Below are 19055 nucleotides of genomic sequence, written 5' to 3'. Positions count from 1 at the left end.
ATACTTCCAAAGTTAAAGAGTTTCCAAAATTAAAGAGGTTGCTTAGCAGCCTTTACTATGAGTATCAGCCAACCAATAATAAAACACGTTCCACCGATGGGAGTGATAGGGCCCAACCACTTTGCGCCAGTTAGCGCCAATAAGTACAAACTGCCACTAAACAGTACAATACCAGCGATAAATGCATGGCCTGCCCACTTAAGCCGCATGCCCCACTTCATCAACAGTGCCACTGCAACGAGCGCCAAACCATGTGTCATTTGGTATTCGGCAGCCGTTTTAAATATGCCAACTGCATACTCACTCACGTGGTGCTTTAAGCCATGGGCTGCAAAGGCACCTAGCGCCACTGACAGCATACAAAACACACTGCCTGCTAATAAAAATAGTTTAGCCATGGCAAATATCTCGAATAAATTGCACTGTTTTTTGTGCTGCGGCATCGCGATTCTGCATTTCAGTTAAGCCACTTGCTTTACGGGGCTTAAGAGAATGATCCCCATCTGGTAACCAAAAATACTCTGGCGTTGCATCCAATTGCAATGCAGTTACCTCTGCTTTATTACCAAATGTATCTCGCTCACCTTGCAGTATCAAAAATGGACACGGGATGTCACCCATGTGCTCTGTTCTCAGCTTTTCGGGCTTACCGGGCGGGTGAAATGGATAGCCAAATGCAATCACACCTTTAATAGGCGAATCCGATTCACACACCAGCATAGAAGCCATGCGCCCTCCCATGGATTTTCCGCCAATGAATAGCGGTAGTTTACTATCAATTTGGGACAATACTTGCTCAAAACGAGCAAGCAGTTTGGGCGCTCTATCAGGTGGTCGCTTCTTATTTAACGCTTTGGCTGTTTCCATGTACTCAAAGTCAAACAGCGCAACATCAATACCTTGCTCAGCAAGCTTGGCCGCCATATCCTGCATAAAGTCTGAATCACTCCCGGCACCAGCACCATGGGCAAATACAAACTGTGCCACAGGGTTCTGGGCCTTGTGCCATTCAACGACAACCTTATTACTCATAGTTAAAGTACCTTGTTATATTTGTTCTTGCTCAACCATACTGAGCATCCAATCTTTAAACGACACGATTTTTCCAAGCTCCGCTTGCGACTCCCGACAGACCAGATAGTAAGCGTTTTTACTTTCTAAGCTGTGACTGAATGGGATAACCAGACGGCCTGCATCAAGATCAGGTTTTGCCAGTACACTGTTGCCCAATGCTATGCCTTGACCATGCACAGCAGCCTGTAGCACCATGGATGAATGGCTAAAAATAGGCCCTGTATTCGCAGGCACATTGCGCACACCGGCAGTTTTAAGCCATGCCTTCCAAGAGCGACGCGTCGTATCGTGCAATAAGTTATGATTAGCCAAATCACTTGGCTGGTCGAGAGGCTTTGGACCATTGAGTAACAAAGGGCTACACAAAGGCACTAAGTACTCAGTGTGTAATTTGTGGGTTTGCACACCATTCCAGTTACCACGACCATAATAAATTGCCACATCGACATCATCAGTTAGCGAGTTTTCATCCTGATCTTGGGCTTTAATCCGCACATCGATATCCGGAAACAATTCGTTAAATTTGCTTAATCTTGGCACCAGCCATTGAATTGCAAAGCTCGGCGTTAAACTCACCGTGAGTGAACCTTTTGCGCCCCGAGCAAGCAGCTTTTCAGTTGCATCAATAAGCTGCGAAAATATATCTTTTATGTCTAAAAAATAGCCTTGCCCTTCTTCTGTCAGTAGCAAGGAGCGGTTTTTTCTGAGGAACAACTTTAATCCCAAGTGTTCTTCAAGCGTTTTTATTTGGTGGCTGATAGCCGCCTGCGTTACGAATAGTTCTTCAGCGGCTTTGGTAAAACTCAAGTGCCTGGCTGCTGCTTCAAACGCTTTTAAAGCATTCAGTGGTGGTAACCTTCTTGCCATAGCAGGACGCCTTTACATGTTGTTATATTTTATGTTGTTGTATTTTGGGGCAACCACCATCCTATGGTCACTGCCCGGCCTAACTAGGCAAATTAAACGCTCGCGCTGGTATCAAGCGCATCAAAACTCTTGATTAACTCATCAACCGCTTTCATTTGCTTCAAGTAGCCTTCCAATTTATTTAAAGGCAGCGCGCACGGACCGTCACATTTGGCAACATTTGGATCAGGGTGCGCCTCAATAAATAAACCAGCAAGGCCTAACGCCATACCACTGCGTGCAAGTTCTGCCGCCTGTGCTCTTCGGCCATCTGCTGAATCAGCACGGCCACCTGGGCGCTGCAGCGCATGTGTCGCATCGAAAATCACTGGCGCCATATGTTTCATGTCATCCATACCTAACATATCAACCACAAGGTTGTTGTAACCAAAACTGCTTCCGCGTTCACACAAAATTACTTGCTCATTGCCCGCTTCATTAATTTTTTTAATGATGTGACGCATCTCATGAGGCGCCAAGAATTGTGGCTTTTTAACATTGATCACTGCACCTGTTTTTGCCATAGACACAACTAGATCAGTTTGGCGCGCCAAAAAGGCGGGTAATTGGATTACATCCGCAACTTCTGCAACGGGTGCAGCTTGGAATGGCTCATGAACATCGGTGATCACCGGAACATTAAAAGTACGTTTGATCTCCTCAAAAATCTTAAGTCCTTCTTCCATGCCCGGACCGCGGTACGAATTAATTGAAGAGCGATTAGCCTTATCGAAAGAAGCTTTAAATACATATGGGATGTTTAGCTTTGAAGTGACTTCAACGTAGTGCTCTGCAATTTGCATTGCGAGATCACGTGATTCAAGCACATTCATGCCACCGAACAAAACAAAGGGTTTGTCGTTCGCAACTTCGATGTTTCCAACTTTAATAATCTGTGTATTCATATTTCAATCCAATTTAAACAGGTGAAGAACAATCAATATGCCCTGCTACCTAGTACACTGTATTTTTTATTCTCTTTGAGGGCAAATCTGCGATTGATAAAATCAAGCATAGTGCCATTATGGCAAAAACGCTGAGTACACATCTTAGTTTGGCAATACGGGAATGAAATCACTCGTTAATTTATACCTAAGAGCACTCAGCCTAACCAATAACTTTGATTAAAGTGTTTAGAGCATATAATCTTGCATTTAGTTTGACTACTCGCGGTTAGTCGATGATCGGTATTTTACTTGCGTATTTTCAACGGCCATACATCCAAGCGTTGTGCTGGCAGGGCCAACACACATCAGTGCAATATATTATTGTGGTCGGCAAGCTCTTCTATTTGATTCTGTATGATCTCAATGGTGGGGTCATCAGGGCATTCATCTACAAAAAACTGTAAATCATCTTTGGCCATTTTTGGGCAGTTAAGTTGATTGAGCAAATATCCTCTGTCGCGTCTCTCGTAAGGGTCATCGCCTAATAGTTCCATCAGTAACTCAACACAGCTCAATGCGTGGCTAAATTTTTCAGCAGCAATAAAAGACCATTTTTGTTGTGCTAGATAAAGTTTGAAGGCTTCATCCCCTATGATCAACTCCATTGGCTCTTGATCTTTTTCGCCATCATTTTCGGGGGTAACGTACCAAGACTGCTGACCAGAAGCCGGATCTATGATGTAGCCTTCTTCACTACTTAATGCCACATGCACCATGACTTCATTTTGCATTAGTGCAACAGTCGCATTAAAGTTGGCACGCTCAAGAAGATGCGCAAGTAAAATTGCCAACGCAGTGCTAGTGCCACTGCGCATTTTTAGCACGTAACCGATATTGTTGAGTAAGTACTCAGGCACTTTCTGCCCAGTTCCGCTAAACAGCCACTTGGTATAAAAAGTATCAAGCAACAAGTCTACACGCTTATGTACGTCTTTTTCCTTTACACACATTTCGTCAACAGCCAACTCTAGCTCAGCCAATTGGCACAGCGTTTGTTCGGTGTCGGCTTGCGCATCCCAACGTTGTTCAGCATAAATGCTACGAAGTAATGCAGGCACGGCATAATCCATACCTAATTCTTGCTGTTCATCAAACCAAGTATCCGTCATAGACTGTACTGCTAACCCATGTGAAAGTAATAAGGCGGTAGTGTAACACTTTTTAGCCCATTCCCAAGGGGAAATTTATCGCTCGCTTAACTCGCTGATAATTCGAACACGCCGAGCTGTAGTAGGTTTTCTGGCAATAGATTAAAGAATAAATGCGCTCTTAGTCGAAGCTAAATAGCCAATCGCTAGTAAAGCACCTGTCGCCCCAAGCAACGCAGGGATTTGTTTTGCTTTACTTTTTGACTTCGCAATCACGAAGCCCAGTGCTATATAGCCCACAACAAGGATAATTTTTTCCATTAACCAAGGTTGTGAGCTAGGTTTCATTCCTAACGTGATTGCCAAATACACAGCTGATATAAGCAACAAGGTATCAACACCATGACTGGTAATAAACAACACCTTTTGTTTTGCCAATTTGCCGGTTGCTAAACGGGACACTGAACGCGTATAGAACAATATGATACTCAACAGGGCAAAAATCATATGAGTATGTTTTAAAGCAATATAATCCACATCAACCTCACACTTTATCTGGGTAACGCACCAAGATATCTTCTAGCTCATCTATGATCTCATTAAAAACATTAACCAATTTCGGGTCAAAGTGCTTTCCGCTTTGATTATTAATTTCTTTAATGACATCAGGTAGCTCCCATGCTTCTTTATAGCAGCGACGATGACGCAGTGCATCATATACATCAGCTAAGGCAACAATACGTCCAAACACATGAATATCTTCACCTTTAGTGCCTTTTGGGTAACCACTGCCATCCCACTTCTCATGATGATCTCTAGCAATGATAGCCCCTGCATTCACTATTTCCCGCTTCGAGTCTCGTAGTAATTGATACCCTTTCTTGGCGTGGCTTTGCATCACGGTCCATTCTTCGTCATCAAGCTTTGCAGGTTTATTTAATATGGCGTCAGGAATGCCAACTTTGCCAACATCATGTAAAGGTGACGCTATCCGAACGAGATCTGCTTCTCTATTTCCAAGCCCATAGCCCACAGCAAGTGCATGGCAAATATATGCAACACGTTTTACATGATTGCCGGATTCAGTCGAGTGCATTTCTAATGCTTCACTGAGGCGGTAAACTAGCTCTTGCTGTGTATCTTCAATTTCAGCTTGCAACTGCACATTTTCGTATGCCAACTGCACATTCTGAGAGAAAATTTCGATTAAATGCTTTTGCGTATCAGTTAAAAACTCAGGGATCCCAGACACAAACAACATAGATGCATGATTATACTCACTTGAGCAATATGAGAATAAATAGTTGTCTTTGTATACGATGCTTTTCTCATTGAGGGCTTTTTTACACGCTTGAATTTGCTCTTCGTTGAGAACATCTTCAATCGGCTTACCTTCACATTTTGCAAACTCTCCTCGCCCAGTAAATACAACGAGTTCTTCACTGCATGTGTCAGGTTCATTGCTGGCAACTAGGGAGGTTGCATACATGGCTTCATCAACTGTACCGAGCAGCGAGGTCAGTTGCTGCATAACGCCTTCGATAAATTGCTCGATTGAGTGTGTTGCAAAAATATCGCGTGAAGCGGTAATGATTTTCTCAAGTCCTTGACGAGATTGATCGATAGACAAAATATCTCGGTAGGAACGCAAACTAGACATCACTACTGTAAACAGTTTTTGCGCAGTCAATTCTGTTTTAGATTTGTAATCATTAATATCATAGTTAACGATCACTTGTCGCTCGGGGGCTTGTCCAGGCTGCCCCGTTCTAAGAATAATTCGAATATTGTTATTTTTTGCCGTTTCCCGAATAAACTGCGCGACTTTTAGACCTGCATCGTCAGTTTCCATCACCACATCCAGCAACACAATGGCTGCATCTGGGTGCTCAACAACCACTTGCTTTGCTTCTTCACCAGAATAAGCACTGAGGAATTCCAGCTTTTTCTTTTGAAACTCAAAATCACTCAATGCAAGTTTTGTGACTGCATGTACTTCAGGTTCGTCATCGACAATAATGACTTTCCAAGTGCCACTTTGTTCCGTTTCGATGACATCGGTTGGCTCATCTGAAAACAAAAAATCATCCATAGAGAGTCCTTAACGCTTGTTTGACGCGGGCTGTAATTAAAAATATTAATGCATTCAACGCATCACTGAGGCATTTGTGCCAAAGTTACTCTATCACAGCCTGCCATATCTTTTATTGTAAGTATATTGCGATAGTCCATTTGTGCAAAAATCTCTCTGACACCGCAACCTTGTTCAAACCCATGTTCGACCAAAATAAATCCTTCTGGGCGTAGGTATTTTCTAGCCTGCGAAGCTATATGGCGAATATCAGCATAACCATTTTCTGGTGCAACCAGCGCTGACAAAGGCTCAAAGCGGACATCTCCCTGTTTTAAATGAACGTCATCACATTCGATATAGGGAGGGTTGCTGACTATAAGGTCATAAAGCTGCTCAGGTACATTAGAGAACCAATCACTTTGCGCAATAGTCACATTATTTAAGCCGTGCCTGTGTTGATTTCGCACTGCAAGCGCTACTGCATCATGAGAATAATCGACCGCCCATACTTGCCAATTGGGCATTTCAGACGCCAAAGATAAAGCAATTGCGCCTGTACCAGTGCCCAAATCGAGCACTTTTGCTTGTTCAGGTAATGCCAAGCCAAGAGCATATTCAACCAAAGTCTCTGTATCTGGTCTGGGGATTAACGTGCTGTTGTTAACATAAAACGATAAGCTCCAAAACTCTCTTTCACCTGTAATATGCGCAACAGGCTCGCCTTGCAATCGCCGTGCAATATATTCTTTAAATAATTGTTGATGTTGTTCTGTTAGTTCGGCTTCAGGCCATGTAAATAAGTAACTTCTAGGCTTGTCGAGGATATGCAGTAGCAGTACCTCTGCGTCGAGTTTGGGAGAATCTGAGTGCTCGAACAATTGATTCGTTGCCCAAGCAATTGCTTGGGCATTGGACAGCAGGGTCACCTTAGTCATCACCCATCGCAGCAAGTAAATCTGCTTGGTGTTCAATAAGAAGTGGATCAATGATCGCGCCCAGTTCACCACTGACCACTTCATTTAAGCGATACAACGTTAAGTTGATACGATGATCTGTAATACGACCTTGCGGATAATTATAGGTGCGAATACGCTCAGAGCGGTCACCACTACCAACTAGATTGCGGCGCTCGCTGGCTTCTGCAGCTTGGCGCTTCTCATCTTCAGCTTGCTGTAGTCGTGCCCCCAATACTGAAAGCGCTTTCGCGCGGTTTTTATGCTGAGAACGCTCATCCTGACACTCAACTACAACACCGGTTGGAATGTGCGTAATACGAATAGCAGAGTCTGTTTTGTTGACGTGCTGACCACCGGCACCTGACGCTCTAAATGTATCTACTTTGAGGTCTGAAGGGTTGATTTCTATTGCTTCTGCCTCTGGAATTTCGGCCATAACAGCAACAGTACATGCGGAGGTATGAACACGACCTTGTGATTCAGTCTCAGGAACTCGTTGTACACGATGTGCGCCTGACTCAAACTTCAACTTGCCATACACACCATCACCTTTGATATTGGCAATGACTTCTTTATAACCGCCGTGCTCACCTTCGTTAGCGCTTACCACCTCTACTTGCCACTTTTGCGTTTCAGCGTAGCGACTGTACATACGGAATAAGTCACCTGCGAAAATAGCCGCCTCATCACCACCCGTACCAGCTCGTACTTCCAAGTAGACATTGTTGTCGTCTTTTGGATCTTTTGGCAGCATCAACACTTGTAGTTGATCTTCTAACTCAACAATCGCCGCTTTTGCTTCTTTATATTCTTCTTGCGCCATTTCACGCATATCAGGATCTGAATCCTTCAACATTTCTTCTGCTGTAGCGACATCTTCTTGTGCTTGCTGATAAGCAGTAAATGTTTTTACAACATCTTCAAGCTCTGAGTACTCTTTAGAAAGTGCGCGAAAGCGGTTCTGATCGCCAATCACTTCTGGATCGCCTAGCATTGCTTCAACTTCTTCATGACGCTCAACTAGGGTTTCTAACTTACGATAGACAGACTCTTTCATCTATATATTATTCCTGTTCAATACCTAATGCCTGCTTAAGCAATATTAACTGCTCTGTATCCCCATCTTTTGCTGCCTTTTGGATAGCGTGTGTAGGGGCGTGAGTAAGTCGGTTTGTGAGCTTATTAGCCAACTCAAGCAAGACTTTTTCTGAATCTTTACCCGATTGTAGCTGATTTACAGCCTTTTCCACGAGCTCTAATTTTATTTCCTGTGCTGATGTCCTGTACTGACGGATCACATCAACCGATTTTAAAGAGCGCTGCCAATCTGCAAACTCTCTGGTTTTATCATCAATGATCGCCTGCGCTTGTGTTGCCGCCTGTTCGCGACTTGCGATGTTTTCATTAACGATGGCTTGTAAGTCATCAACCGTATATAAATAAGCAGCATCGAGTTCATTGACTTGGCTTTCAATATCCCTTGGCACTGCAATATCAACAAACAACATAGGACGATACTTTCTTTGCTTTAACGCTTGTTCTACCACCCCTTTACCAATTATCGGTAAAGTACTTGCTGTAGAGCTTATCACGATATCAGCATGCTGTAATTCATCTGGTAACTGAGCAAGAGAAATGACATCTCCGCCAATTTCCTCGGCTAGATTTTTAGCACGCTCAATTGTTCGGTTTGCAACGGTAATGTGCTGTGGGTGATGTTGAGAGAGGTGCTTGGCAACTAACTCTATGGTTTCACCTGCCCCGATCAACAAGACCTTTGTTTTATCGAGCTTACCATAGATATGTTTTGCTAGATTCACCGCAGCATAAGCAACGGATACCGCACTGGCACCAATCTCAGTTTCAGTACGTACCTGCTTTGCAACTGAGAAGGTTTTTTGAAATAAGCGCTCAAACATGGGCTGGATCACATGATGATGCTTCGAGCTGTTATAAGCTTGCTTTATCTGGCCAAGAATTTGCGGTTCACCTAACACCAATGAATCCAAACCGCATGCAACTCGCATTAAATGGTTTACCGCATCTTGATTTTGATGAATATAAACATTATCCGCTAACTCTTGCTGCGAAATATCATGGAAATCTGCCAGCCAACCGAGAAGCGCTTGGGAATTATCATTGTCGAGGCTACAATAGATTTCGGTACGGTTACAGGTAGACACAATCACTGATTCATGAAACTCTGATAACCGATTGAGCTGCTCCAAAGCACGAGACAATTGCTCTGGTGAAAATGCGACTTTTTCACGTAATTCAACGGAAGCGGTTTTGTGATTAATACCAAGTGCGATGATGGTCATAAATGCCAGTGTTGCCCAAGCCCTGCTTTAAAGCGGCCAATTTTACCAAAAATCAATCGAATATGGAAAGTAAGGAACCTCATTTGAAACAATTTCATTTGATTTTGCTCATGTTTTTTTTGTTTCTAGGTGGCTGTGCGCAATCACCCAAGCACCCAGTACAGGGACAATCGGCTCTAAATACCCTTGTTGAGTACAACAAATGGCAGGCCCGTGGCAAAATTGCTTTTATTGCACCTGATGATCGCCAGTCTGTGAATTTTAATTGGCAGTATACTAATAACAAACAAGCACTCACACTCACGAGCTTCATTGGCACGCAAATATTAAAAATGACCGAGCTTGCAGAGTATAGTGAGCTAGTCATCGATGGCAAGTCATATACAGGACCAGAGAGTGGTCCTCTAATTCATCGTGTTAGTGGCTGGCAGTTGCCAATCAAGCAAGCGCCAAGTTGGTTTACTGCGACTCGCTTTGAAAATGACTTCCAATTGGATAGCACAGGCCGAGTTAAACAAGCTAGTTGGCAAGATGAGCAGGGCAAAATATGGACCATAAAGTATCAACGGTACCGTAATTTCGATGGTTTGTCCCTGCCCGCAAGACTGACATTGTCCCATCAAGACATTACGATAAAGATTCAAATTAACGCATGGCAGTTCGACTCCTAATGAATAAACTCACCCTAACAGCCCCGGCCAAACTCAATCTTTTTTTACATATTAATGATCGCAGAGCCGATGGCTACCACGAACTTGAAAGTCTCTTCACAATGCTCGACTTTGGCGATGAGCTGAGATTTGAGTTAATCGACCAAAATGAGATTTTCATCTGCGGTGATGTGGCTGGCATTAACAAAGAAGACAACCTCATTTTTAAAGCTGCAAACGCATTGCTTCCATATAGAAAGGTGAAAAAAGGGGTAAACGTACATTTAACGAAACACTTACCGATGGGCGGAGGTGTTGGTGGTGGCTCATCTGATGCTGCGACAACCTTGCTTGCTTTAAATACACTCTGGGGTTGCTCACTCTCTATTCAAGACTTGGCTGAATTAGGGTTAAAATTAGGCGCAGATGTCCCCGTGTTTATTCATGGTAAAACCGCGCTAGCCCAAGGTGTTGGAGAAGAATTGACTCCATTTGAATACCCGGAAAAATGGTATTTAGTTATCGCTCCAGGCGTTCATGTTAGCACAGTGAAAGTATTCACTGATCCAGACTTACCACGCAGTACACCGAAACTAAAAACCCCTTGGAAAATGGCCGAGACACGAAATGACTGCGAAGAGTTAGTTAAAAAGCTTTACCCTGAGGTTGAAAAGACCCTGACGTGGTTGCTAAAATATGCGCCGTCAAGAATGACTGGAACTGGAAGTTGTTGTTTTGCAGTTTTTGATGACGAGCAAACAGCACTGCGTGTACTCCAGGAAATGCCGTCATCTTGGCAAGGCTTTGTAGCCAAAAGTGCACGTGAGTCGATCACTCACAAGCAATTAGCTACGTGGCTAAACAAAGAGAAGTAAATTAGTTTAAGTTAGCCTGTATTGACTGTGCTATTTTAGTCTTTGCATGTTAGTCCAAAAATTCAGTGCCTGAGGAACCCTACCGTGCCCGACATGAAGCTCTTCGCTGGTAACGCAACACCCGAGCTAGCTCAAAAAGTTGCAAAACGTTTATTTATTGAGTTAGGTGATGCCGTTGTAGGCCGTTTTAGTGACGGTGAGATCAGCGTTCAAATCAATGAAAATGTACGTGGTTCAGACGTCTTTATTATTCAATCAACTTGTGCGCCAACAAACGATAACCTAATGGAACTTATCGTTATGGTTGATGCGCTTCGTCGTGCCTCTGCGGGCCGTATTACCGCAGTGATCCCATATTTTGGTTATGCACGTCAAGACCGCCGCGTTCGTTCAGCACGTGTGCCTATCACTGCAAAAGTGGTAGCAGACTTCCTATCAAGTGTAGGTGTTGACCGCGTTTTAACTGTGGATCTACATGCAGAACAAATCCAAGGTTTCTTCGATGTGCCAGTAGATAACGTATTTGGTAGCCCAGTACTTATCGAAGACATGAAAGAGCGTGACTTTGATGATGTCGTCGTTGTATCACCTGACATTGGTGGCGTAGTACGTGCGCGTGCTATTGCAAAGCTACTTGACGACAAAGACCTTGCTATCATCGACAAGCGTCGTCCTCAAGCAAACGTGTCACAAGTTATGCACATCATCGGTGACGTTGAAGGCCGTGACTGCATCATTGTTGATGATATGATCGATACAGGTGGCACTTTATGTAAGGCCGCTGCAGCATTAAAAGAGCATGGCGCTAAGCGCGTATTTGCTTACGCTACTCACCCAGTATTATCTGGTAATGCTGCTGAGAACTTACGTAACTCAGTTATCGACGAAGTGATCGTAACAGACTCTATTCCGTTGTCTGACGAGCTTCGCGCAATTGATAAGGTTAAAGTGTTAACCTTAGCTGACATGATGGCAGAAACTATTCGCCGTATCAGCAACGAAGAATCAATCTCGGCAATGTTTGAACACTAATTCATTGCAAGATTAAATAAAAAAGCACCGTTTGGTGCTTTTTTATTGCTCTAATGGTTTTAATCTAGCCATGATAGTGCTATATTAGCGCGCCTTTTTTACCTACTGGGCAGACAAAATTTGTCAGCTTGATAGGTATACGCCAGAAAATTTGGTCGCGAGTTTTCTGACATTATTAACTTTATATATTTTGGAGACAGTTATGTCACAATACGTTTTAGACGCTGAAGTACGCGTAGAATTAGGTACTGGTGCGAGCCGCCGCCTACGTCGCGCTGATAAAGTTCCTGCAATCCTTTACGGTGCGGGCAAAGAAGTTGTTTCTCTTACTCTAGATCACAACAAAGTGATCCACATGCAAGAAGACGAAGGTTTCTACACTCACATCCTTACGCTAAACATTGGCGGTGAGTCTGTTGAAGCTATCGTTAAAGACATCCAGCGTCACCCGTACAAGCCTAAGATCACTCACTTAGACTTCCAACGTGTTGATGCTTCTCAGAAGATCCACACTAAAGTACCAGTACACTTCATCAACGAAGAAGCTGCTACTAAAGGCGGTAACACTGTTGCTCACCACGTAACAGAAATCGAAATCACATGTCTACCAGCTCAACTTCCTGAGTTCGTAGAAGTTGATGTTGCTGCAATCGCTGTAGGTGCAACTGTACACCTATCTGACGTTGCACTACCTGCAGGTGTTGTTTCAGTAGAACTAGCTAAAGGTGCGGACCACGACCAAGCTGTTGTTACTTTAAACGCTCCTAAAGGCGCTGCTTCTGAAGAAGCTGAAGAAGCTGCTGAGTAATTTTTAAGGTGTTAACACCTTGAATAATATTCAAATGCTTGTGGGCCTGGCTAATCCAGGCCCCGAATATGCAAACACTCGTCACAATGCCGGTGCGTGGTTCGTAGAAGAACTGGCAAAACGCTACAATTGCATTCTCAAACCTGACTCAAAGTACCATGGCCTTACAGGCAAAGTACTCATCAATAACCAAGAATTTAAATTGCTTATTCCCACCACTTATATGAATTTAAGTGGCAAAGCAGTCTCAAGCCTTGCAAACTTTTTTAAAATTCCAGCTGAAAACATCCTCGTTGCACATGACGAAATGGATATGGACCCAGGCATCGCCAAAATAAAAAAAGGCGGTGGTCATGGCGGACATAATGGCTTGAAAGACATTATTTCTAAGCTTGGCAATAACAAAGAATTTATGCGCTTGCGAATAGGCATTGGTCACCCGGGTCACCGAGACAAAGTCACGGGCTGGGTATTAGGTAAAGCACCGAAAGCTGACCAAGAAAAAATTGATGCGGTCGTTGATGAAGCAGTTCGTTGCATGGAGATTCTAGCGAAAGACGGTGTGTTAAAAGCACAAAACAGACTACATTCATTTAAGCCGTAAAGTATTTTTATACGGCAACAATTTGATTAACTGAAGGTTCAAAATTATGGGTTTTAAATGTGGCATTGTGGGTTTACCAAACGTTGGTAAATCAACCCTATTTAATGCATTAACTAAAGCGGGGATCGAAGCCGCAAACTTTCCGTTTTGTACAATCGAACCAAACACAGGCGTTGTTGCCGTTCCGGATCCTCGTCTAGACCAATTGGCTGCGATTGTTAATCCACAAAAAACCATCGCAACAACGATGGAGTTTGTTGATATTGCCGGTCTGGTAAAAGGTGCATCAAAAGGTGAAGGCCTTGGTAACCAGTTCCTAGCAAACATTCGTGAAACTGATGCCATTGGTCACGTTGTTCGTTGCTTTGAAGATGAAAATATCGTACACGTTTCGGGTCAAGTAAACCCTGCGGATGATATTGACGTTATTAATACTGAACTTGTTTTAGCTGATATGGAAGCGGCAGATCGTGCGGCTCAACGTAATGCTAAAAAAGCAAAAGGCGGCGATAAAGAAGCTAAATTCCAAAACGACGTACTAGAAAAAGTTAAAGCACACCTTGATGAAGGCCTAACACTGCGCTCTTTAGAGCTAACTAAAGAAGAACTTGCTGCTATCAAGCCGCTTAACTTCTTAACGATCAAACCGACAATGTATATCGCCAACGTACCTGAAGATGGTTTTGAAAATAATCCATTCTTAGATAAGGTGCGTGAAATTGCAGCTGCTGAAGACGCGGTTGTGATCCCAGTATGTGCTGCGATTGAATCAGAGCTGTCAGAACTTGAAGAAGAAGACAAGCTTGAGTTCATGGCTGATCTTGGTCTTGAAGAGCCAGGTCTTAACTTAGTGATCCGCGGCGGTTACGAACTTCTTAAATTACAAACCTACTTTACTGCGGGTGTAAAAGAAGTGCGCGCATGGACCATTCCTGTTGGCGCAACGGCACCGCAAGCTGCTGGTAAAATTCACACTGACTTTGAACGTGGTTTTATTCGTGCACAGACTATTGGTTTTGATGACTACATTGAATACCAAGGTGAAAGCGGTGCAAAAGACGCGGGTAAAATGCGTCAAGAAGGTAAAGATTACATCGTAAAAGATGGCGACGTGATGAACTTCTTGTTCAACGTTTAATGACATCTCTTATACAATGACTAAAAAAGCCCTTATTCAGGGCTTTTTTTGTGTCCGCTCGACGCTTTTATCTATATCAAAAACGCCCCTATTGCGTTTTTTACCTTAAAAGGTACAAAGCATGCCTATATTTTTTAACCTTGGTTGTTGTCGATAATTGTACTTTCCTTTTTGTTTTGGTATAAAAACAGGCCGTTTCGCTTAATTTATCTGCAAACAATCTGTGATACGAAATTTTTTCGAAAAAAGGTGTTGACGGCATGGGGGCATATACGCATAATACGCCCCGCACCAGCGATGGTGATGAACGAAAAAGAGATGGCTATGTAGCTCAGCTGGTTAGAGCACATCACTCATAATGATGGGGTCCCCTGTTCAAATCAGGGCATAGCCACCATGCTTTTTCAAGTTGATTAGCAACTTTAAAACTAACTACCCTAATGTGCGGGAGTGGCGGAATTGGTAGACGCGCTGGATTTAGGTTCCAGTATCTTCGGATGTGAGAGTTCAAGTCTCTCCTTCCGCACCATGTTCTCGATAAGAACTAAAATAATCGTTTCGTTGGAGTATCGCCAAGCGGTAAGGCAGCGGGTTTTGATCCCGCCATTCCCAGGTTCAAATCCTGGTACTCCAGCCAATGGCTATGTAGCTCAGCTGGTTAGAGCACATCACTCATAATGATGGGGTCCCCTGTTCAAATCAGGGCATAGCCACCATTTTCTTAAAAAAGAAAATACATGCGGAAGTGGCGGAATTGGTAGACGCGCTGGATTTAGGTTCCAGTATCTTCGGATGTGAGAGTTCAAGTCTCTCTTTCCGCACCAAGTTCTCGATAAGAACTAAAATAATCAACTACCTTTGTTGGAGTATCGCCAAGCGGTAAGGCAGCGGGTTTTGATCCCGCCATTCCCAGGTTCAAATCCTGGTACTCCAGCCATCTCTTTATGAGATAGAATATGCGGAAGTGGCGGAATTGGTAGACGCGCTGGATTTAGGTTCCAGTATCTTCGGATGTGAGAGTTCAAGTCTCTCTTTCCGCACCAAGTTCTCGATAAGAACTAAAATAATCAACTACCTTTGTTGGAGTATCGCCAAGCGGTAAGGCAGCGGGTTTTGATCCCGCCATTCCCAGGTTCAAATCCTGGTACTCCAGCCATCTCTTTATGAGATAACACTATGCGGAAGTGGCGGAATTGGTAGACGCGCTGGATTTAGGTTCCAGTATCTTCGGATGTGAGAGTTCAAGTCTCTCCTTCCGCACCATGTTCTTAAAGTTTGAACTAAAATAACTTTAACTACCATCGTTGGAGTATCGCCAAGCGGTAAGGCAGCGGGTTTTGATCCCGCCATTCCCAGGTTCAAATCCTGGTACTCCAGCCAATTATCTTCTATAGATAATTATTAAACATTGCGGAAGTGGCGGAATTGGTAGACGCGCTGGATTTAGGTTCCAGTATCTTCGGATGTGAGAGTTCAAGTCTCTCCTTCCGCACCATGTTTAAATACTCTCCAAAATACTTCATCAAAAAAATCTTTCTTAATATTCCAACAATTTCTTTATTTTATTTTTATCCATACTTAGACTCTTCATCGAAGACAATTTTTACGCTTTATTTTGAAATAAAAAAAGGAAGCCTGCTGCTCCCTTTTTTACACTGGGTTGTTTGGCACAGTTTAAAAACTGCCACCCATCGCATGTTTGAGGACTTCCCGCTTAATTGGCCCAGCTTTATTCGCCATTTTTAACGCAAGACTACGCAGCGACTTTAACGGCTTAATCTCATTTGAAAAGCCGAAATAACAGGCATCCATCATGCTCATCATCAATAAATTATCTTTACGGCGCATTTTTTCGTATTGATGCAATCTAGCAAGCTCTCCAACATCATCAAATCCCTGTAAACATCCGCCTAGCGCCGCCACATCCTTAAAGCCAAGATTAACGCCCTGCCCCGCAAGCGGATTAATCGTATGGGCTGCATCACCAACTAACACTAAACGTCCTTTACTGTATTGATTGGCATGCTGACGTGCGAGTGGAAATACCGCACTTTGTTCAACGGTAAAATCACCCGGCAAATCAAAAAAGTGTTCTATGATCTCTTGTTTTAACCCGTCATTAGTTAGAGCTTTTAAGCGTTTTAACTCGGAGCCATGGTGATACCAGATCAGATTGGCATACGGCGCTTGCATAGGCAAAAACGCAATCGGACCTGTGGGTTTAAACTCCTGCCAGGTTTTTACTTGTTGTGGGCCATCGACCTTTATCAAGATCCCCATACAGTGCTGCTGGTACTGCCATCCCGTCACACCGATACCCGCAAGGCTACGCAGTGCAGAGCGTCCGCCATCTGCAGCAATCACTAAATCAGCACTAAAGCGTTGCTCAGGATAAACCAAATCAATGCTACTAATATGTTGCTCAACGGCTACTGGCGCATCTTTTACCGTCACCACTTTGATATTGTTTTCTTCAAACTGCGTCCATAAAGAAGCTTGAATTATGCTGTTTTCAACCAAGTGGCCCAAATGAGATGTCGATACCTCTTCTCTATCAAACAGAAGATGCTCACTACCATGCTCATATGCTTCTAATTGATGATAAGGCGCATTACGACTTTGGCGTATCAATGGCATGGCACCGAGTTTATCTAACAATGCTTCCGAAAAACGGTTGATCGCCGATACGCGAATATCTACTTGCTCACCTTCGAGTATCGCTATCGGGTCTATGGGGTTATTTTCAATCACGGTGACCTGACATCCTTGACGGGCAAGCTCCACTGCCGCAGCTGCGCCAACCATGCCGCCACCGACTATCAACACGTTATTTTTCATAAATTTGCCTAAATTAGCTGGTGTATTTACATTGTATCTTAATTAGTGAGAAAAAGATCTCTTTGCATGATTGTAGTCGAATAATTACAACCGTCCTTGATCCCTACTTTGAAAGATGAAATCTATACTTGGCTAGTGACTATAGGTCAGATAAAATACGCCTCTTTTTAAGCTATTTTAGTAAGTGTTTGCCAGTTGTAGGGGTATTTTATTAACTGGCAAGACGTTGTGCTGATCATCGAATTGAAAACGAGGCTTTATTTCAATGGGTAAAAAATTGCATATCAAAACCTGGGGCTGTCAAATGAATGAATATGACTCCCAGAAAATGGCGGATCTGCTTGATGCCACCAATGGCTATCAGCTGACAGAGGAAGCTGAACAGGCGGATGTGATCCTACTCAATACGTGTTCAATTCGAGAGAAGGCACAAGAGAAAGTATTTCACCAATTGGGTCGTTGGAAACTATTAAAAGAAGATAATCCTGATTTGGTTATCGGTGTGGGTGGCTGCGTAGCTTCTCAAGAAGGTGACACAATCCGTCAACGTGCACCTTTTGTTGATATCGTATTCGGTCCTCAGACACTTCACCGTCTACCTGAAATGATTAAGCAGGTTCAGAGCAAAGAAGGTTCTGTCGTTGACATTTCTTTCCCTGAAATCGAAAAATTTGACCGCCTACCAGAACCGAAAGCTGAAGGCCCTAGTGCATTTGTATCGATCATGGAAGGCTGTTCTAAATATTGTACATTCTGCGTAGTTCCTTACACACGTGGTGAAGAGGTAAGTCGTCCTCTTGATGATGTTATTTTAGAAGTTGCTCAGCTTGCAGAGCAAGGCGTACGTGAAGTAAACCTTTTGGGTCAAAACGTAAATGCATTTCGCGGTGAGATGCATGACGGTGAAGTATGCTACTTCTCAGATCTATTGCGTTACGTCGCAGCCATTGATGGTATTGACCGCATCCGTTATACGACTTCTCACCCAGTTGAGTTTACGCCAGACATCATCGAAGCTTATAAAGATGTGCCTGAGCTAGTAGATCACCTGCATCTACCTGTACAAAGTGGCTCAGACCGCGTACTTAACCTAATGAAGCGAGGCCACACCGCGCTTGAGTACAAGTCAACTATCCGTAAACTGCGTAAGATCCGTCCAAACCTAAGTATGAGTTCAGATTTCATCATTGGTTTCCCTGGCGAAAGCAAAGCTGACTTTGAAGAAACAATGAACCTTATCAACGCGATTGGCTTTGATATGAGCTTCAGCTTCATTTACTCAGCGCGTCCAGGAACCCCAGCGGCAGACTTGCCTGATGATGTACCTGAGCAAGAAAAGAAAGAGCGTCTGTATCTTTTACAAAACCGTATCAACCAAATGGCACAAGATATCAGCCGTAAGATGTTTGATACTGAGCAACGTATTTTGGTTGAAGGTCCTTCGAAAAAGAACCCAATGGAACTGCGCGGGCGTACAGAGAACAACCGTGTTGTGAACTTTGAAGGCCCACATTCAGTGATCGGTCAATTCGTTGACGTACGTATTACAGAGGCGCTACCTAACTCACTACGTGGCGAGTTAATTCGTACTGAGTCTGAAATGGACTTGCGCCGTGATGTTGCACCGTCAGATATCTTAAGCAGAGCGCCTTCAGAACCTGAAGCCAATGAGATTGGTGTTGCAACCTTTACACCATAGAACATCTGTTTTGCGCCAGCACTTTGCTGGCGCATTCAATCTTAG

Annotated in this window: 18 protein-coding genes and 11 tRNA genes; 18 read left to right on the top strand and 11 right to left on the bottom strand. The window is 43.6% G+C overall.

Annotated features, from left to right (window positions below; translation table 11 throughout):
* Window positions 1-29 precede the first annotated feature (29 nt).
* The 10 genes from J8M00_RS19105 to hemA all read right to left on the bottom strand — a co-directional run bounded on the left by J8M00_RS19105 (window position 30) and on the right by hemA (window position 9366).
* A complete protein-coding gene (locus J8M00_RS19105; protein WP_211012085.1) occupies window positions 30-398 on the bottom strand; it encodes a DUF423 domain-containing protein in 369 nt (122 codons plus the stop codon).
* Entirely contained in the window at window positions 391-1032 is a 642-nt protein-coding gene (locus tag J8M00_RS19100) for an alpha/beta fold hydrolase (protein ID WP_211012084.1), read from the bottom strand. The genes J8M00_RS19105 and J8M00_RS19100 overlap by 8 nt, the downstream gene beginning before the upstream one ends.
* 15 nt (window positions 1033-1047) lie before the next feature.
* Entirely contained in the window at window positions 1048-1941 is an 894-nt protein-coding gene (locus J8M00_RS19095) for a transcriptional regulator GcvA (protein WP_211012083.1), read from the bottom strand.
* 92 nt (window positions 1942-2033) lie between these two features.
* Window positions 2034-2885, bottom strand: coding sequence for a 3-deoxy-8-phosphooctulonate synthase (gene kdsA, locus J8M00_RS19090; RefSeq protein WP_211012082.1), 852 nt, complete (start codon window positions 2883-2885; stop codon window positions 2034-2036).
* Between the two features lie 347 nt (window positions 2886-3232).
* Window positions 3233-4036, bottom strand: a complete 804-nt coding sequence (locus tag J8M00_RS19085; protein WP_211012081.1) for a tetratricopeptide repeat protein — start codon at window positions 4034-4036, stop codon at window positions 3233-3235.
* 141 nt (window positions 4037-4177) lie between these two features.
* Window positions 4178-4552 carry a SirB2 family protein gene (locus J8M00_RS19080; protein ID WP_211012080.1) on the bottom strand — a complete coding sequence of 125 codons (375 nt, stop codon included), beginning with the start codon at window positions 4550-4552 and terminating at the stop codon, window positions 4178-4180.
* Window positions 4553-4559: 7 nt separating this feature from the next.
* Window positions 4560-6107, bottom strand: coding sequence for a DUF3369 domain-containing protein (locus tag J8M00_RS19075; protein WP_211012079.1), 1548 nt, complete (start codon window positions 6105-6107; stop codon window positions 4560-4562).
* A gap of 62 nt (window positions 6108-6169) precedes the next feature.
* Window positions 6170-7024 carry a peptide chain release factor N(5)-glutamine methyltransferase gene (gene prmC, locus J8M00_RS19070; RefSeq protein ID WP_211012078.1) on the bottom strand — a complete coding sequence of 285 codons (855 nt, stop codon included), beginning with the start codon at window positions 7022-7024 and terminating at the stop codon, window positions 6170-6172.
* Window positions 7017-8102, bottom strand: a complete 1086-nt coding sequence (gene prfA / locus J8M00_RS19065; RefSeq protein WP_023397320.1) for a peptide chain release factor 1 — start codon at window positions 8100-8102, stop codon at window positions 7017-7019. The genes prmC and prfA overlap by 8 nt, the downstream gene beginning before the upstream one ends.
* A gap of 7 nt (window positions 8103-8109) precedes the next feature.
* Complete coding sequence (gene hemA / locus J8M00_RS19060) at window positions 8110-9366, bottom strand: glutamyl-tRNA reductase (RefSeq protein ID WP_211012077.1); 1257 nt, start codon at window positions 9364-9366, stop codon at window positions 8110-8112.
* Between the two features lie 83 nt (window positions 9367-9449).
* Between hemA and lolB the strand changes: the two genes are divergently transcribed.
* The 17 genes from lolB (at window position 9450) to J8M00_RS18975 (ending at window position 15968) form a co-directional block, all read left to right on the top strand.
* Window positions 9450-10037: a lipoprotein insertase outer membrane protein LolB gene (lolB, locus tag J8M00_RS19055; RefSeq protein WP_211012076.1), complete on the top strand. Its 588-nt coding sequence runs from the start codon at window positions 9450-9452 to the stop codon at window positions 10035-10037.
* Window positions 10037-10891 (top strand): 4-(cytidine 5'-diphospho)-2-C-methyl-D-erythritol kinase, encoded by an 855-nt coding sequence (gene ispE / locus J8M00_RS19050; RefSeq protein ID WP_211012075.1) that lies wholly within the window; start codon window positions 10037-10039, stop codon window positions 10889-10891. The genes lolB and ispE overlap by 1 nt, the downstream gene beginning before the upstream one ends.
* Before the next feature lie 84 nt (window positions 10892-10975).
* A complete protein-coding gene (locus J8M00_RS19045) occupies window positions 10976-11923 on the top strand; it encodes a ribose-phosphate pyrophosphokinase (RefSeq protein ID WP_023397324.1) in 948 nt (315 codons plus the stop codon).
* Window positions 11924-12125: 202 nt separating this feature from the next.
* A complete protein-coding gene (locus J8M00_RS19040) occupies window positions 12126-12731 on the top strand; it encodes a 50S ribosomal protein L25/general stress protein Ctc (RefSeq protein ID WP_211012074.1) in 606 nt (201 codons plus the stop codon).
* A 19-nt stretch (window positions 12732-12750) separates the two neighbouring features.
* Window positions 12751-13335: an aminoacyl-tRNA hydrolase gene (pth, locus tag J8M00_RS19035; RefSeq protein ID WP_065793051.1), complete on the top strand. Its 585-nt coding sequence runs from the start codon at window positions 12751-12753 to the stop codon at window positions 13333-13335.
* Between the two features lie 46 nt (window positions 13336-13381).
* Window positions 13382-14473 (top strand): redox-regulated ATPase YchF, encoded by a 1092-nt coding sequence (gene ychF, locus J8M00_RS19030; protein ID WP_211012073.1) that lies wholly within the window; start codon window positions 13382-13384, stop codon window positions 14471-14473.
* A 320-nt stretch (window positions 14474-14793) separates the two neighbouring features.
* Window positions 14794-14870 (top strand) — tRNA-Met (locus J8M00_RS19025).
* A gap of 47 nt (window positions 14871-14917) precedes the next feature.
* Window positions 14918-15002: transfer RNA gene (locus tag J8M00_RS19020), tRNA-Leu, on the top strand.
* A gap of 33 nt (window positions 15003-15035) precedes the next feature.
* A tRNA-Gln gene (locus tag J8M00_RS19015) sits at window positions 15036-15110 on the top strand.
* Window positions 15111-15112: 2 nt separating this feature from the next.
* Window positions 15113-15189: transfer RNA gene (locus J8M00_RS19010), tRNA-Met, on the top strand.
* Window positions 15190-15212: 23 nt separating this feature from the next.
* Window positions 15213-15297: transfer RNA gene (locus J8M00_RS19005), tRNA-Leu, on the top strand.
* 38 nt (window positions 15298-15335) lie between these two features.
* Window positions 15336-15410: transfer RNA gene (locus J8M00_RS19000), tRNA-Gln, on the top strand.
* A gap of 21 nt (window positions 15411-15431) precedes the next feature.
* Window positions 15432-15516: transfer RNA gene (locus tag J8M00_RS18995), tRNA-Leu, on the top strand.
* Between the two features lie 38 nt (window positions 15517-15554).
* Window positions 15555-15629 (top strand) — tRNA-Gln (locus J8M00_RS18990).
* A 22-nt stretch (window positions 15630-15651) separates the two neighbouring features.
* Window positions 15652-15736: transfer RNA gene (locus J8M00_RS18985), tRNA-Leu, on the top strand.
* A gap of 42 nt (window positions 15737-15778) precedes the next feature.
* A tRNA-Gln gene (locus J8M00_RS18980) sits at window positions 15779-15853 on the top strand.
* 30 nt (window positions 15854-15883) lie between these two features.
* A tRNA-Leu gene (locus tag J8M00_RS18975) sits at window positions 15884-15968 on the top strand.
* A 179-nt stretch (window positions 15969-16147) separates the two neighbouring features.
* Here the strand turns inward: J8M00_RS18975 and J8M00_RS18970 are convergent.
* Complete coding sequence (locus J8M00_RS18970; RefSeq protein ID WP_211012072.1) at window positions 16148-17311, bottom strand: FAD-dependent oxidoreductase; 1164 nt, start codon at window positions 17309-17311, stop codon at window positions 16148-16150.
* 265 nt (window positions 17312-17576) lie between these two features.
* On the opposite strand from J8M00_RS18970, the gene miaB reads away from it, so the two are divergent.
* On the top strand, window positions 17577-19010 hold the full coding sequence (gene miaB, locus J8M00_RS18965) for a tRNA (N6-isopentenyl adenosine(37)-C2)-methylthiotransferase MiaB (RefSeq protein ID WP_023398937.1): 1434 nt from the start codon (window positions 17577-17579) through the stop codon (window positions 19008-19010).
* Window positions 19011-19055 lie beyond the last annotated feature (45 nt).

This window comes from Pseudoalteromonas luteoviolacea, assembly GCF_018100925.1.
Lineage (GTDB): Bacteria > Pseudomonadota > Gammaproteobacteria > Enterobacterales > Alteromonadaceae > Pseudoalteromonas > Pseudoalteromonas obscura.
Note: the sequence above shows the minus strand (reverse complement) of the source record. Positions and strands in the feature narration are given on the sequence as shown.

What these genes read in the sequence shown, in the direction of transcription:
- J8M00_RS19105 (WP_211012085.1), bottom strand. Translation starts at nt 398, where the DNA reads ATGGCTAAACTATTTTTATTAGCAGGCAGTGTGTTTTGTATGCTGTCA.
- J8M00_RS19100 (WP_211012084.1), bottom strand. Translation starts at nt 1,032, where the DNA reads ATGAGTAATAAGGTTGTCGTTGAATGGCACAAGGCCCAGAACCCTGTG.
- J8M00_RS19095 (WP_211012083.1), bottom strand. Translation starts at nt 1,941, where the DNA reads ATGGCAAGAAGGTTACCACCACTGAATGCTTTAAAAGCGTTTGAAGCA.
- kdsA (WP_211012082.1), bottom strand. Translation starts at nt 2,885, where the DNA reads ATGAATACACAGATTATTAAAGTTGGAAACATCGAAGTTGCGAACGAC.
- J8M00_RS19085 (WP_211012081.1), bottom strand. Translation starts at nt 4,036, where the DNA reads ATGACGGATACTTGGTTTGATGAACAGCAAGAATTAGGTATGGATTAT.
- J8M00_RS19075 (WP_211012079.1), bottom strand. Translation starts at nt 6,107, where the DNA reads ATGGATGATTTTTTGTTTTCAGATGAGCCAACCGATGTCATCGAAACG.
- prmC (WP_211012078.1), bottom strand. Translation starts at nt 7,024, where the DNA reads ATGACTAAGGTGACCCTGCTGTCCAATGCCCAAGCAATTGCTTGGGCA.
- prfA (WP_023397320.1), bottom strand. Translation starts at nt 8,102, where the DNA reads ATGAAAGAGTCTGTCTATCGTAAGTTAGAAACCCTAGTTGAGCGTCAT.
- hemA (WP_211012077.1), bottom strand. Translation starts at nt 9,366, where the DNA reads ATGACCATCATCGCACTTGGTATTAATCACAAAACCGCTTCCGTTGAA.
- ispE (WP_211012075.1), top strand. Translation starts at nt 10,037, where the DNA reads ATGAATAAACTCACCCTAACAGCCCCGGCCAAACTCAATCTTTTTTTA.
- J8M00_RS19040 (WP_211012074.1), top strand. Translation starts at nt 12,126, where the DNA reads ATGTCACAATACGTTTTAGACGCTGAAGTACGCGTAGAATTAGGTACT.
- ychF (WP_211012073.1), top strand. Translation starts at nt 13,382, where the DNA reads ATGGGTTTTAAATGTGGCATTGTGGGTTTACCAAACGTTGGTAAATCA.
- J8M00_RS18970 (WP_211012072.1), bottom strand. Translation starts at nt 17,311, where the DNA reads ATGAAAAATAACGTGTTGATAGTCGGTGGCGGCATGGTTGGCGCAGCT.
- miaB (WP_023398937.1), top strand. Translation starts at nt 17,577, where the DNA reads ATGGGTAAAAAATTGCATATCAAAACCTGGGGCTGTCAAATGAATGAA.